Source organism: Mycobacterium sp. NPDC003449, assembly GCF_053588415.1.
Genome location: NZ_JBSFPX010000018.1, coordinates 18,694 through 32,706 on the forward strand (window position 1 = coordinate 18,694; position 14,013 = coordinate 32,706).

The following is a 14,013-nucleotide window of genomic DNA, read 5'->3' on the forward strand; positions in this document are numbered from 1 at the left end:
GCAGCCCTGGGGCGGAAATCGGCGCATCGCCCGCGATCTCAGCCGGGCAGCACCGGAATCGCCCCGGCCACCATGAGCGGGCGCACCTCGACCCAGCCCGGGTTGTCCTCGTTGGCCGACGCCGACAGCTGCAGCACGCCGCGCGAGTCGGCCACATACACCGTCGACGGGTTGGCCGCGACGGTGGTCACCGGCATCGCCAGCTCGCGGCTCGGGCCGTCGGAGTTCACCCCGTCCAGGTTGACGTAGGAGACCGGATGCTGCGGATCGGTGCGGCTGACCACGATGTCGTCACCGGTGCGCCAGGCCAGCGACACCGCGGAGTCGCCGAGCCCGAAACCCAGCCGTCGCGGATAGGTCAGCAGGAACCGCCCGTCCTGGGTCTGCTCGATGCCGGCCATGATCACCTGCCCGGCGATCACCATCGCGGCCCTGGTGCCGTCGCGGGACAGCTGCAGATCGGTGATCGGTCCCGGGTAACGCGAGGTCACCGCCCCGGCGTCGACCGGGATGCGGGCCGGCGCGCCCGAGGCGTCCCGGATGGCCCGCATCACGTTGACACCGTCGACCACCACCCACACCGCCTGATCCAGCGACCAGCTCGGGCGGGACACCGTGCGGCCCTCGACGGCCTGCACCGCGGCACCACCCAGCGGTCCGATCCACAGCGACGCGGCCGGATCCGGCGCGGCCGGCAACACCACCACCGAGGCCGCGTCCTGGCCGTTGCGCGACAACGCCGCCGAGACCTGATTGGGCGCATCCCCGAACGAACCGGGGACCCTCGGTGTCCGCTGCCCGTCCAGGGATACCAGCGATCCGCCGACCAGTGCGTGCAGCCCGGCCGCGGCACCGGGCGCCGCGCCGGGATCGCTGGCGGCGACATCGGAGGTCTGCCAACCGTCGGCGAACCGGTCGTCGAGCGGGGCGCCGTCGGCGTTGATCACGTACGGTCCGCTGATCCCGGCCCGGGCCAGCGTCCAGATGATCTGCGCGGCAAGCAGTTGGCGGCTGTGCGGATCGGTGGTGGACAGATTCTCCAGGTCGATGCGCGCCCCGCCGTAGCCACGGCCGATACCGGTCTTCCCACCGTCGGCGCGGGTCACCGGCCCGCGCATCTTCAGCGGTGTGTCGAGCAGGTTGCGCACCGACTTCGCCATCTCCGGACGCGGCCCGGCGACGAGTTTGGAGATCAGTTCGGTGGCCAGCTGATCCGGGTCGGACACCGCCACGTAGCGCGGGTCGGGCACCATCGTGGTGCCGGTGGGGTCGACGAAGTAGAGCGTATTGCGCTTGTAGGTGGACTGAAACTGTTGCCAGTCCAGGAAAACCCCGTTGGGCAGCTGATCGATGCGCCAGCCGCCCGAGGTCTTGATCAGCTCGATGGGGCCAGGATCGGGCAGGGCGCCCTCCCCGGTCTCGAAAACCCCGATGTCCGAGAGCGATCCGAGGATATCGGCCCGCATGCTGACCGAAACCCGGTCAGCACTACGGGTTTCGACGAACACAACCCGGTCGATCAGCAAGGCGCTGCCCGCGTCGTCCCATCCGCTGGACGCCGATTCAGTCAGGAACTGCCGGGCCGCCAGATGACGGTTGGCCGGATCGGCGGTGGCCTTGAGGAATTCGCGCAGCAGAACGTCGGGGTCCATATCCGGAGTCGGTGTGGGCAGACTCGGGGGCGCAGGCCGGTCGACCGTGCCGATCGCCTGCGGTGAGGACGAACTGGGAATCCCCGCACAACCGGACGTCACTACCACCAGGCCGACGATCAATGCCGTCAGCAGCCGCTTCACACGCTCTCCTCCGCTGGCTCACGATCCCTGGCGGGCCGACGCGGGTCTCGTTTCTGGGTCATCGGTTTGAGTGGCAACGGGCTGGTGGTCACCTTGTGACCGCGCACCAGGGGCAGGGTCAGCCGGAAGCAGGCGCCGTTGCCCGGCTCACCCCAGGCCTCCAGCCTGCCCTGGTGCAGGCGGGCGTCCTCGATGCTGATGGCCAGGCCAAGACCGGTGCCGCCGGAGCGCCGCACCCTCGACGGGTCGGATCGCCAGAACCGGCTGAACACCAGCTTCTCCTCCCCCGGACGCAGGCCGACGCCGAAGTCGCGGACCGTCACGGCCACGGTGTCCTCGTCGGCAGCCATCCGGATCCGCACCGGTTTGCGTTCGGCGTGATCGATGGCGTTGGCGATGAGGTTGCGCAGAATCCGTTCCACGCGACGCGGATCCACCTCGGCGATCACCTCGTCGCCGGGCATGTCGACGTCGAGTTCGACCTCGGCGTCGGAGGCCAGGTGCCCGACGTTGTCGAGTGCGCTCTGCACCGTCGAGCGCAGATCGACCGACTCGACCGACAATTCGGCGACGCCGGCGTCGTGGCGCGAGATCTCCAGCAGATCGGCCAGCAGCGTCTCGAACCGGTCGAGTTCGCTGACCATCAGCTCGGTGGAGCGGCGCAGTGCCTGGTCGAGATCCTCGGCGTGGTCGTGGATCAGATCGGCGGCCATGCGCACCGTGGTCAGCGGTGTGCGGAGTTCGTGGCTGACATCGGAGGTGAAGCGGCGCTGCAGATTTCCGAATTCTTCGAGCTGCTGGATCTGGCGCGACAGGCTTTCGGCCATATCGTTGAACGAGACCGCGAGCCGGGCCATATCGTCCTCGCCGCGCACCGGCATCCGTTCGGTGAGATGCCCCTCGGCGAACCGCTCGGCGATCCGGGACGCCGACCGCACCGGCTGCACGATCTGGCGGGCCACCACCAGTGCGATCGCGGTGAGCAGGCCGAGCAGCACCACCCCGCCGGTGAGCATGGTGCCGCGAACCAGCGAGATGGTGCTTTCCTCGTTGTTGAGCGGAAAAATCAGGTAGAGCTCAAGATTGGGCACCGACGAGGAGGTCGGGCTGCCGACGATCAGCGCCGGGCCGGAGAACCCGTCGGTGTTCACCGTGGCGTACTGGTAGCTGACCTGACCGGCCTGGACGAAATCCCGCAACGCATCCGGCACCTGCTGCACCGGACCGGCCGCGGTGGCCGCACGCGGACCGTCCCCGGGGACCACCAGCACCGCGTCGAAGGCACCGGCCACGTCCGCACGCACATCGGCCTTGCGGTCGACCAGGGTGTTGCGGGCCAGCTGCAGGCTGCTGTCGAGTGAACGGGACTCCTCACCGCCGACGATGCCGCTGACGGTGTTGCGGGCCCGCTCCACCTCCTCGGTGGCGGCCCTGACCTTGACCTCGAGGATGCGGTCGGTGATCTGGCTGGTCAACACGAAGCCGAGGACCAGGATGACGGCCAGCGACAGCCCCAGCGTCAGGCTCACGACCCGCATCTGCAGCGAACGCCGCCACACCAGGCTCAGCGCCCGCCCGAGCGCGCCCAGCCCGCGCAGCAGCGCGCCGGTACCTCCCCAGCGCCCACGGATACGGCGTCTGGAACCGAAGATCACGGCCACCGCCGGGCGGAGACTGCACCTTCGAGCCGTGAGATCACGGAGGTCCGGCCTTGTATCCCACTCCTCGAACGGTCAACACCACCTGCGGGTTCTCCGGGTCCTTCTCGACCTTGGCCCGCAACCGCTGGACATGCACGTTCACCAAACGGGTATCCGCGGGGTGGCGATATCCCCACACCTGTTCGAGCAGCACATCACGAGTAAACACCTGCCGCGGTTTGCGTGCCAGCGCCACCAACAGGTCGAATTCGAGCGGAGTCAGCGAAATCTGCTCGCCCTGACGGGTCACCTTGTGGGCGGGCACGTCGATCTCGACGTCGCTGATCGACAACAGCTCGGCGGGCTCATCGTCGTTGCGGCGCAGCCGGGCCCGTACCCGGGCGACGAGTTCCTTCGGCTTGAACGGCTTCATCACGTAGTCGTCGGCGCCGGATTCCAGGCCCAGGACCACGTCGACGGTGTCGGTCTTGGCGGTCAGCATGACGATCGGCACACCGGAGTCGGCGCGCAGCACCCGGCACACGTCGATCCCGTTCATGCCGGGCAGCATCAGGTCCAGCAGCACCAGATCGGGCCGCAGCTCGCGGACGGCGGTGAGCGCCTGGCTGCCGTCGCCGATGACCGCGGTGTCGAATCCCTCACCGCGCAACACGATGGTGAGCATCTCGGCCAGCGATGGGTCGTCGTCGACGACAAGGATCCTTTGCCTCATGGTGTCCATGGTGTCACCAGTTCGCGATAAAACTCGGCTACCACACGCGGGTGTCTCGGCTTTATCCGCTGCGTAACCGCCCTGCGAGCGCTGCGGGGGCCACATCGGGGCCCGCGACGGCCCACCGGCCGGACCACTCGGCGGCAGCCAGGGCCGCATACACCTCGCCGGTGCGCCGCTGCAGGCCGCCGTCGCGCTCGTAGGCGTCCTTGGCGCGGTCGGCTTCGGTGTTCGCTCGGTGCTCGGCCCGCTGCGCGGCCAGTTCGGTGGGCACGTCGAGCAGCACCTGCCAGTCCGGGGCGGGCAGTTTGAGCCGGCCGAACTCGAGGTCGCGGACCCAGGCCACGACTTCGCCGTCGGCGCCCTGATGCAGCCGGGCTGCGCTGTAGGCGGCGTTGGAGGCGACGTAGCGGTCCAGGATGACGACGTCGTAGGCGGCCAGCAGGTGCTCGATCTGTTCCCGGGCACCGGCCCGGTCCAGGGCGAACAGGGTGGCCATCGCATAGACCGAGTCGGCCAGGTCACCGTGGGCGCCGTGCAAGGCCTCGGCGGCCAGGTCGGCGGGCACCGACTGGTGGTAGCGCGGGAACGCCAGGCTGCCCACCGACTGGTGCGCGGACTCGAACTCGGCCCGCAGACCGTTGGTCAGGGTGCGTTTGCCCGCGCCGTCGACACCCTCGATCGTGATGAGCACAGACGCAGCGTAGCGGGCACCCAATGTGAAGAAGATCGCCAGGTTTTCGAGAAATCACGCAATCTTCTTCACATTGGGCCAATCAGAACTGCCGTCACCAACGGGAGACTGCTCGTGCGCGCCAGGACATTTTGTCGGTTCCTTTGGCATTCGCCACGATCGCCGGCATCGAGTGGCTGAGGCGCGCTGTCGCCCGGAATACGTGTGAATCGCACCCGTGAATACGCCCTATGCTGGGACGAACCGGGCCGTCGGCGTGCCCAATCCAGCAGGAGGGGACCCACGATGACGACCGTACAAATGGCATTGAACCTGGCGGCCGAGTCCCATCCGGGGCGGGCCGTCGGGGCGGCGGCTGTGCCTCTGCTGGCCATTGGCGCCGTCATCTGGCTCCTCGTTTGGGCGGTGACGAAGTCGAATCGGCGTCAACCCCAGTACCCTCCAGTTCACGGATATTGGCAAACACCCCCGCCGCCGGGGGCCGCGTGGCCGCCCAACCAACAGGCCAATCCCCATGCGGGGTGGCCCTATCCCTACCAGGGCTACCCGTACACCTCACCACCTCAGCAACCCGGCGGGTGGCCACCGCAAGCGCCACCGCCACATCCCGGCGGCGGTTGGCCCAACCCATACCCGGGCCAACCACCTGCCGGACCACGATGACGTCGTAGCGGGCGCCCAGTGTGAAGAAGATTGCGTGAATTCCGAGAAATCACGCAATCTTCTTCACACTGGGCCAATCAGAACTGCCCGCAATTGGGCGTCGTGGGCAACCCGTTGAAGCGGTCGGCCATCCACTGCATGGCGCGTTCCCCGTCGACCAGCATCGGCAGCGCATGGTTGATCACCAGCTTGTTCAGGAACGGGGGCTGTTCGTTGGTCCAGAACTGCACATCGGCACCCTGCGCGCACCAGTCCCGGCCCAGCTGGTTGGCCGCCGTCCACGGCACCAGCGGATCGAATCGGTTGCTCAGGATCATCACCGGCGCATCGGGTTTGTATTTGCCGATCTTCTGCATATCGAACAGCGTGCTGAACGGCTCCTCGTTCACCGCCTGGTGGATGTCGACGTTGAAGTAGGGCTGCAGATGCCGGAACATGAACTTGGTGATCGTCTCTGCGATGCACTGGTCCTGAACCTTCTGCAGCAGGTCGGCCCCGCGCGGCGTGAGTTTGGACCGGATGACGTCCTCGAACTCCGGGTAGGTGGTGATCACGGAGTTCAACGCATAACCCACCACCCCGACCAGTGCGCTGCCGTCGGCGTAGGGGAACAACTCCTTGAGATCGGCCGGCGGTGCGCCAGCGTAGGTGCCCACCACGTGCAGGTCCGGCGCATAGGAAGGGGCGAGCTCGGCGGCCGACGCCGCCGCTCCCCCGCCCTGTGAGTAGCCCCAAAACCCCACGGGCCCATGGGGATCCAGGGATGTTTCGGGCAGTTTCATCGCGGCGCGGCCTGCGTCGATCATGGCGTTGCCCTCGGCGACCCGGTTGACGTAGGTGTGCAGACCGGGCGTCCCGAGGCCTTGATAGTCGGTCATCACGATGGCGAACCCGCGCGCCACCATGGTCGCGACGAACAGTTCCTCGTAGTTGAACGCGATGTCCAGCCACGGCGACCAGTGGATGCCCTGGTTGAACTGCCGCGACGGCGCGCACTGGTCACCCTGCCCCTGGGTGCCCGGCCCGTACACGATCAACGGCCGCGGCCCCTGCCCCGGCCAGGCATTGTGCGGCTCGAAGTAGGTGCCCGTCACGGCCATCGGATTGCCGCGAGCATCGGTGCTGCGGTACATGATTCGCGTTCCGTCGGCCACGATCATGCCGAGCTGACCGGACGGCTCCAGCACCAGCCGCGACGGCTCGGAGCGGATCAGGTCTCCCGGCCCGCCCGGCAGCGGGTCGGGCGGGGTGTAGAACTCGGTGTACTCGTCCTCGTTGAAGATCGGGTCGTGATTGTCATTGGACGGATCGGCATGCGCCGGCGTCAGCTCGGTGCATCCGATCAACAACAGCACAACGAGAATCCCCCACACCCGCCCCATGACGCGGAACCGTAACAAGGGCGGCGGTGCACGGGTGCCGAAATCGCGGTAAGCGTTCCGGTTACTATTGCCGAGCAGACGCAAAAGTGCCCCAAATCAAGGGATTTGGGGCACTTTTGTGTCTGCTCGCGCAGAAAAGGGTGACTCAGTAGCGGTAGTGCTCCGGCTTGTACGGGCCGTCGACGTCGACGCCGATGTACTCCGCCTGCTCCTTGGTGAGCTTGGTCAGCGTCCCGCCGAGTGCCTCGACGTGGATGCGGGCCACCTTCTCGTCGAGGTGCTTGGCCAGCCGGTAGACCTCGTTGTCGTACTCGTCGTTCTTGGTCCACAGCTCGATCTGGGCGATCACCTGGTTGGAGAAGCTGTTGCTCATTACGAACGACGGGTGGCCGGTCGCATTGCCGAGGTTGAGCAGCCGGCCCTCGCTCAGCACGATGATCGACTTGCCGTCGTCGAACGTCCACTGATCGACCTGCGGCTTGATGTTGAGGCGCTTGGCGCCCGAGCGCTCCAGGCCGGCCATCTGGATCTCGTCGTCGAAGTGGCCGATGTTGCCCAGGATGGCCTGATGCTTCATCGCCTTCATGTGCTCGAGGGTGATGATGTCCTGATTGCCGGTTGCGGTGACGACGATGTCGGCGTTGCCGATCGCCTGCTCCACGGTCACCACGTCGAAGCCGTCCATCAGCGCCTGCAGCGCGTTGATCGGGTCGACCTCGGTGACCTGGACGCGGGCGCCCTGGCCGGCCAGCGATTCCGCGCAGCCCTTGCCCACGTCGCCGTAGCCACAGATCAGCACCTTCTTGCCGCCGATCAGCACATCGGTGCCGCGGTTGATGCCGTCGATCAGCGAGTGCCGGGTGCCGTACTTGTTGTCGAACTTGCTCTTGGTGACCGAATCGTTGACGTTGATCGCCGGGAAGGCCAGCTCACCGGCCGCGGCGAACTGGTAGAGGCGCAGCACCCCGGTGGTGGTCTCCTCGGTGACGCCCTGCACCGACTCGGCGATCTTGGTCCACTTGTCCTTCTCGGTCTCGAAGCGGGTGCGGACCAGATTCAGGAACACCTTCCACTCGGCCGAGTCGCCGTCCTCGGACGGCGGCACCACACCGGCCTTCTCCCACTGGGCGCCGCGCAGCACCAACATGGTGGCATCCCCGCCGTCGTCGAGGATCATGTTGGCGGGCTCGTTCGGCCAGGTGAGCATCTGCTCGGCCGCCCACCAGTACTCCTCGAGGGACTCACCCTTCCAGGCGAACACCGGGACACCCTTGGGCTCCTCGGGGGTGCCGTGCGGGCCGACGACGACCGCGGCCGCGGCGTGGTCCTGGGTGGAGAAGATGTTGCACGACGCCCAGCGCACCTCGGCACCGAGGGCGACCAGGGTTTCGATCAGCACCGCGGTCTGCACGGTCATGTGCAGCGAACCCGACACCCGGGCGCCCTTGAGCGGCTGCACATCGTGGTACTCGCGGCGCAGCGCCATCAGGCCGGGCATCTCGTGCTCGGCGAGGCGGATCTCGTTGCGGCCGAAGTCGGCCAGCGACAGATCGGCCACCTTGAAGTCGATGCCGCCACGGCTGTCGGCCTTCAATTCAGTCATGTAGAGCCCTCTTTCATTCGTGATTGCTGGCAAGCGCACGGGCGCGCCCAATGGGGACGCCACATGCAGATACCTCTAGCCTGCGGGCTCGCGGGACAGGCGCTCATGCGGTTTTCTCACAGCGGCGGCGCACTGACAGCTACGGGGTATCTAAGACACCGTAGCGCTCGGCGTACGGAGTCATCAGTCGGGCCAGGTCACCGGCCACATCGTGGTCGGCTTCGGGCGGCATCGAGACGTAGCTCATCGCCAGTCGCACGATGGCCCGGGCCAGCACGCCGGCGTCGGAGTCACTGGCTTTGATCCAGCTGTTCTGGAAGGTTCCGGTCAGCCGGGCCGAACACCGGGTGATGATGGGTCCGCTGCCGGTGGTGATGATCTGCAGCAGGTCGGGTTTGGAGGCGCCGGTGAGCAGCGAGATCACCAGCGGATCGGCGGCCGACTCGGCGAAGAAGGCCCGGAACCCCTCCAGGAACGCCGCGTGCACCTGGCCGACGTTGTGGTTGATCGCCTCGTCCACCGCGTCGACGAGGCGGTCGGCCAGCCGCATCGCGTATCCCTCGGCCAGGCCCTGCCGGGATCCGAACTCGTTGTAGATGGTCTGCCTGCTGATGCCGGCGGCCTGTGCCACATGCGAGAGCGTGATCGCCGACCAGTCCCGGGTCAGCAGCAGATCGCGCATACCGTCGAGAATCGAATCGCGGAGCAGTACCCGCGAGGCCTCGGCATACGGGATGCGCTGCTTCTCGGGCGGCCGACTCACATGCGCGACAATATCGCTTCCAATCCTCGTGTCACGCTTCCCGCGCTGGCGGCAGGCCCGGCCGTGGTCACGGCCGGGCGACCTCGACCATCTCGAAGTCGGATTTGGCCGCGCCACAGTCCGGGCAGCTCCAGTCGTCGGGGATGTCGTCCCAGCGGGTGCCGGGGGCGATGCCGTCCTCGGGCCAGCCCTTCTCCTCGTCGTACTCGAATCCGCACTGGACGCAGATGTAGAGCTTGTAGTCAGTCATTGCTTGGCCTCCACGCTTTCGAAATCGATCTTTTCCCGTACCGCACAGTCCGGGCAGCACCAGTCGTCGGGCACCTGGTCCCATACCGTTCCGGCCGGGAATCCTTCGCGCGGTGCCCCTTTGGCCTCGTCGTAGACGTAGCCGCAGCCGGGGCACCGATACGCGCTCACTGGTGCACTCCGTACTTCGCCAGCACCTTCTCGCGCAGCCGCGGCTGGATGTTCACCCGGGTGACGTCACCGTCGTAGTGCTCGAGCACCCGGTGGTCCATCACCTTGCGCCACAGCGGCGGCAGATAGGTCAGCCCGATCAGCGAGGCATACCCGCTGGGCAGGTTGGGGGCTCCGTCGATGCTGCGCAGGGTCTGGTACCGCCGGGTCGGGTTGGCGTGGTGGTCGCTGTGCCGCTGCAGGTGGTACAGGAACAGGTTGGTCACGATGTGGTCGGAGTTCCAGCTGTGCACCGGCGCGCAGCGCTCGTAGCGGCCGCTGGCGGTCTTCTGCCGCAGCAGACCGTAGTGCTCGAGGTAGTTCACCGATTCCAGCAGGCTGAAGCCGTAGACCGCCGAGATGACCATGAACGGGATCACCCAGGGACCGAAGACCGCGATCAGTGCGCCCCAGAACACCGCCGACATCGCCCAGGCGTTGAGGACGTCGTTGGACCAGTGCCACGGCGAGCGGTCCTGCCGGCGCAGCCGCTGCGCCTCCAGCTGCCACGACGAGCGCAGGCTGCCGAACACACTGCGCGGCAAGAACTCCCAGAAGGTCTCCCCGAACCGGGCCGACGCCGGGTCCTCGGGCGTGGCGACCCGGACGTGGTGGCCGCGGTTGTGCTCGATGTAGAAGTGGCCGTACCAGGTCTGGGCCAGGGTGATCTTGGACAGCCAGCGTTCCAGCGAGTCCCGTTTGTGCCCCATCTCGTGCGCGGTGTTGATGCCCACCCCTCCGAGCACCCCCACCGACAGCGCGACACCGATCTTGGCCGGCCAACCGAGCCCGCCGTCGAACCCGAGCCAACTCAGATCCGCCGCGGTGAACAGGTAGGCACCCAGGATCACGCTGGCGTACTGGAACGGGATGTAGACGTAGGTGCAGTACCGGTAGTACCTGTCGTTCTCCAGCCGCTCCATCACCTCGTCCGGCGGGTTCTGCCCGTCGGGCCCGTAGCGCAGGTCCAGCAGCGGCAGCAGCACGTAGAGCAGGATCGGGCCGATCCACATCGGCACCTGCGCCGCGGTATGCCAACCCCACTGATTGAGCGCCCAGATCAGCGGAAGCATCACGAACATCGCGGTCGGGGCGATCAGCCCCATCAGCCAGAGATGCCGCTTCCGGTCCCGCCATTGCGCGATATCGGCGGTGTCAGCGCCGGAGAGTTCCGCCACCACGTCAGCCTCCTTGTGTGAGTGCCATCACTTCGATGCCTTGACTATAGAGGCTCACATGTCGTTCGTCTAGACATTTATAGATGTTTTGTAAAGTGACTGCGGGCACACGGGTACCGCTGTTGCGTTCGACGTGCGATTTTTTCGCCGTGGCGCTACAAACGGGGCCCGAGCCCTACCGCGTGGTGACGACGTCCCGGTTGGCCAGCACCGAGTGCCTGCGGCCGTAGAGCAGATAGACCACCACACCGATGGCCATCCAGATCAGGAACCGGATCCAGGTCAGCCCGGTCAGGTTGAGCATCAACCAGGCGCAGGCCACGATCGAGGCGATCGGCAATAACGGCACGAACGGCGCCCGGAACCCGCGGGGCAGATCGGGGCGGGTCCGGCGCAGCACCAGCACCCCGGCCGACACCAGCACGAAGGCGAAGAGCGTGCCGATATTCACCATCTCTTCGAGCTTGTCGATCGGGAACACCGACGCCGCCAGGGCCACCACGACACCCACGATCACGGTGATCCGCACCGGGGTTCCGTGCGGGCCGGTCTTGGCCAGTCGCCGCGGCACCAGCCCGTCCCGCGACATCGCGAACAGCACCCGGGTCTGCCCGAGCATCAACACGATGACGACGGTCGTCAGCCCGGCCAGCGCGCCGACCGAGATGACCTTCGCGGCCCAGTCCACTCCGTTCGCGGCGAACGCGGTCGCCAGGTTCGACGACTGCCCGTCACTGGTCTTGAGCTCGCGATAGGACACCATGCCCGACAGCACCACGGTCACCGCGAGGTAGAGCACCGTGACGATGACCAGTGACCCGAGGATCCCGCGCGGGATGTCACGCTGCGGGTTCTTGGTCTCCTCGGCCGTGGTGGCGACGATGTCGAACCCGATGAACGCGAAGAACACGATCGAGGCCCCGGCCAGCACCCCGTACCACCCGTAATGACTGCCCTCGCCCCCGGTGAACAGGGAGAACAACGACTGGTCCACCCCGGTGCCGCCTTCCCCGGCCTCCGAGGGCGGAATGAACGGCGTGTAGTTGGCGGCCTTGATGTAGAACGCACCGACCGCCACCACCAACACCACCACGGCCACCTTGATCACCGTGATCACCAGGCTGACCTCGGCCGACAACTTGGTCCCGCGGGCCAGCAGCAGCGTCACGAACACGATGATGATCAGGGCGCCCCAGTCCAGCTGGACCGGGCCCAGATCCACCGTCCCCCCGTCGAAGCCGAGCACCGTGCCGAGGTAACTCGACCAACCCTTGGCCACCACCGCGGCGGCCACGGCGAATTCCAGGATCAGATCCCAGCCGATGACCCAGGCGATGAATTCGCCGAAAGTCGCATAGGAAAATGTGTATGCGCTGCCGGCAACTGGCACCGTGGAAGCGAACTCGGCATAGCACAGGGCCGCCAAACCGCATGCGATCGCGGCGATCACGAACGAGATGGAGATCGCCGGTCCGGTCAGATTGCCCGCCGTAGATGCGGTGATGGTGAAAATGCCGGCACCGATCACCACCGAGACGCCGAAGACGGTGAGATCCCACCAATTGAGATCCTTGCGGAGCCGGGTCGACGGCTCATCGGTGTCAGCAATCGACTGCTCGACAGATTTCGTCCGCCGCCTGGCGTTCATAATTGACGCTGCCTTTCATTCCGACCCGTTCCCGTCATGTTCCCATTACGGTGACCGTCGATGCGTAAGAGTCTGAAAGATACCTGCCCGCATGCCGTTGTCATCGGAGGAAGCATCGCGGGTCTCTGCGTGGCGAAAGTGTTGTCGGAGCACTTCGACCGCGTCACCATCTACGAGCGCGATGAGCTTCCCGATGGCCCGGTCAACCGCGGCGCGATACCCCAGGGACAGCACGTCCATCTGCTGATGGCCCGCGGCGCCCAGGAACTCGAGGCGCTGTTCCCGGGTCTGCTCGCGGATATGGCCGCCGCGGGCGTGCCGGTCGTGGAGAACCACCCGGACGCGATCCATTTCGCGGCCGCGGGCCACGTCCTGGGTACCGGTCACACGCTGGAATCCAGGTTCACGGCCTATCTACCGAGCCGCGGCCGGCTCGAATGGCAGATCCGTCAACGCGTGTTGGCCCTGCCCAACGTCACCGTGCACCACGGCGCCGTGGCCCATCCGCGGTTCGACGCGACCACCGAGCGGGTGACCGGAGTGGTCCTCGACGACGGCAGCCTGGTGCGGGCCGATCTGGTGGTCGACGGGTCCGGGCGGGGCAGCCGGCTACCGGCGTGGTTGCAGGAGTGGGGATATGACCGTCCCCGCGAGGACACGGTGAAGATCGGGGTCACCTACGCGTCGCATCGGGTGCGGATTCCGAAAGGGGCGATGCCCGAGCAGATGGTTCTGGTCAGCGCCTCCCACGATGAGGGGCTCGGCATGGGCATGCTGTTCCACGAGGACGGCATCTGGACCGTGACGGCCTTCGGCGTCGCCCGGGCACAGCCGCCGCGCGACTTCACCGGCATCCGCGCCCAGGCCACCACCACCCTTCCCCCGCACATCGCGGCAGCGCTGAACGCCGGGGAGCCGGTGGGCGAGATGGCCTTCCACCGGTACCCGTCGGCCCGGTGGCGCCGTTACGACAAGCTGCGACGGCTGCCGGGGGCGATCCTGCCGTTCGGCGATGCGGTCGCCAGCCTCAACCCGACCTACGGGCAGGGGGTGACCATGACGGCGTTACAGGCCACCGACTTGCGGGCCGAACTGGCGGCGGGCCGGACCGACTTCATCCCCAGGCTGGTCCACCGCACGGCACGGACCATCTACCCGGTGTGGTTGCTGAACTCGGTCGCCGATCAGATCGCGCACGGCGCCGAGGGTGACAGATCATGGTGGTACGCACCGCTTTACGGCCTGTTCGACCAGTTCATCGGGGCGGCCGAGACGGATCCGGTTCTGGCCGAATGGTTTCTGCGGCGGACCAGCCTGCTCGACAGTCTCTACCTCGCGCCGTCGCCAAGGCTGATCGCCCGCGCGGTGCGGACCAACGTCGGGCTGTGGCGGTCCGCACGCAGGCAACCCCCCAGCCAGGACACCGAACCGCTCTCGGCGGCCGGCTGACGCAC

General features: G+C 67.0%; 12 protein-coding genes. 1 reads left to right on the plus strand and 11 read right to left on the minus strand.

The features are described from left to right. Window positions 1-38: 38 nt before the first annotated feature. From lpqB to ACWDTP_RS07880, 11 genes are all read right to left on the minus strand, one after another. Complete coding sequence (gene lpqB / locus ACWDTP_RS07830) at window positions 39-1,796, minus strand: MtrAB system accessory lipoprotein LpqB (protein ID WP_450018246.1); 1,758 nt, start codon at window positions 1,794-1,796, stop codon at window positions 39-41. Then, window positions 1,793-3,451: an MtrAB system histidine kinase MtrB gene (mtrB, locus tag ACWDTP_RS07835; protein ID WP_450018318.1), complete on the minus strand. Its 1,659-nt coding sequence runs from the start codon at window positions 3,449-3,451 to the stop codon at window positions 1,793-1,795. The genes lpqB and mtrB overlap by 4 nt, the downstream gene beginning before the upstream one ends. Window positions 3,452-3,491: 40 nt before the next feature. Further along, window positions 3,492-4,178, minus strand: coding sequence for a two-component system response regulator MtrA (gene mtrA / locus ACWDTP_RS07840; protein ID WP_450018248.1), 687 nt, complete (start codon window positions 4,176-4,178; stop codon window positions 3,492-3,494). A 52-nt stretch (window positions 4,179-4,230) separates the two neighbouring features. Continuing rightward, the gene (locus tag ACWDTP_RS07845) at window positions 4,231-4,863 is read right to left on the minus strand and encodes a dTMP kinase (protein WP_450018250.1); all 633 of its coding nucleotides are present in this window, start codon (window positions 4,861-4,863) and stop codon (window positions 4,231-4,233) included. 740 nt (window positions 4,864-5,603) lie between these two features. Continuing rightward, window positions 5,604-6,908, minus strand: a complete 1,305-nt coding sequence (locus ACWDTP_RS07850; RefSeq protein WP_450018252.1) for a lipase family protein — start codon at window positions 6,906-6,908, stop codon at window positions 5,604-5,606. 145 nt (window positions 6,909-7,053) lie between these two features. Beyond that, on the minus strand, window positions 7,054-8,511 hold the full coding sequence (gene ahcY / locus ACWDTP_RS07855) for an adenosylhomocysteinase (protein WP_450018254.1): 1,458 nt from the start codon (window positions 8,509-8,511) through the stop codon (window positions 7,054-7,056). Window positions 8,512-8,650: 139 nt separating this feature from the next. Continuing rightward, on the minus strand, window positions 8,651-9,286 hold the full coding sequence (gene alkX, locus ACWDTP_RS07860; protein WP_450018320.1) for a TetR family transcriptional regulator AlkX: 636 nt from the start codon (window positions 9,284-9,286) through the stop codon (window positions 8,651-8,653). A 55-nt stretch (window positions 9,287-9,341) separates the two neighbouring features. Then, complete coding sequence (locus ACWDTP_RS07865; protein ID WP_450018256.1) at window positions 9,342-9,524, minus strand: rubredoxin; 183 nt, start codon at window positions 9,522-9,524, stop codon at window positions 9,342-9,344. Next, window positions 9,521-9,694, minus strand: coding sequence for a rubredoxin (locus ACWDTP_RS07870; RefSeq protein ID WP_450018258.1), 174 nt, complete (start codon window positions 9,692-9,694; stop codon window positions 9,521-9,523). Before ACWDTP_RS07870 ends, ACWDTP_RS07865 begins: the two co-directional genes overlap by 4 nt. Continuing rightward, complete coding sequence (locus ACWDTP_RS07875) at window positions 9,691-10,839, minus strand: alkane 1-monooxygenase (RefSeq protein ID WP_450018322.1); 1,149 nt, start codon at window positions 10,837-10,839, stop codon at window positions 9,691-9,693. The genes ACWDTP_RS07870 and ACWDTP_RS07875 overlap by 4 nt, the downstream gene beginning before the upstream one ends. Before the next feature lie 247 nt (window positions 10,840-11,086). Then, a complete protein-coding gene (locus ACWDTP_RS07880; protein ID WP_450018260.1) occupies window positions 11,087-12,559 on the minus strand; it encodes an APC family permease in 1,473 nt (490 codons plus the stop codon). A gap of 60 nt (window positions 12,560-12,619) precedes the next feature. Between ACWDTP_RS07880 and ACWDTP_RS07885 the strand changes: the two genes are divergently transcribed. Next, a complete protein-coding gene (locus ACWDTP_RS07885; protein ID WP_450018262.1) occupies window positions 12,620-14,008 on the plus strand; it encodes an FAD-dependent oxidoreductase in 1,389 nt (462 codons plus the stop codon). The last annotated feature ends 5 nt before the right edge of the window (window positions 14,009-14,013 follow it).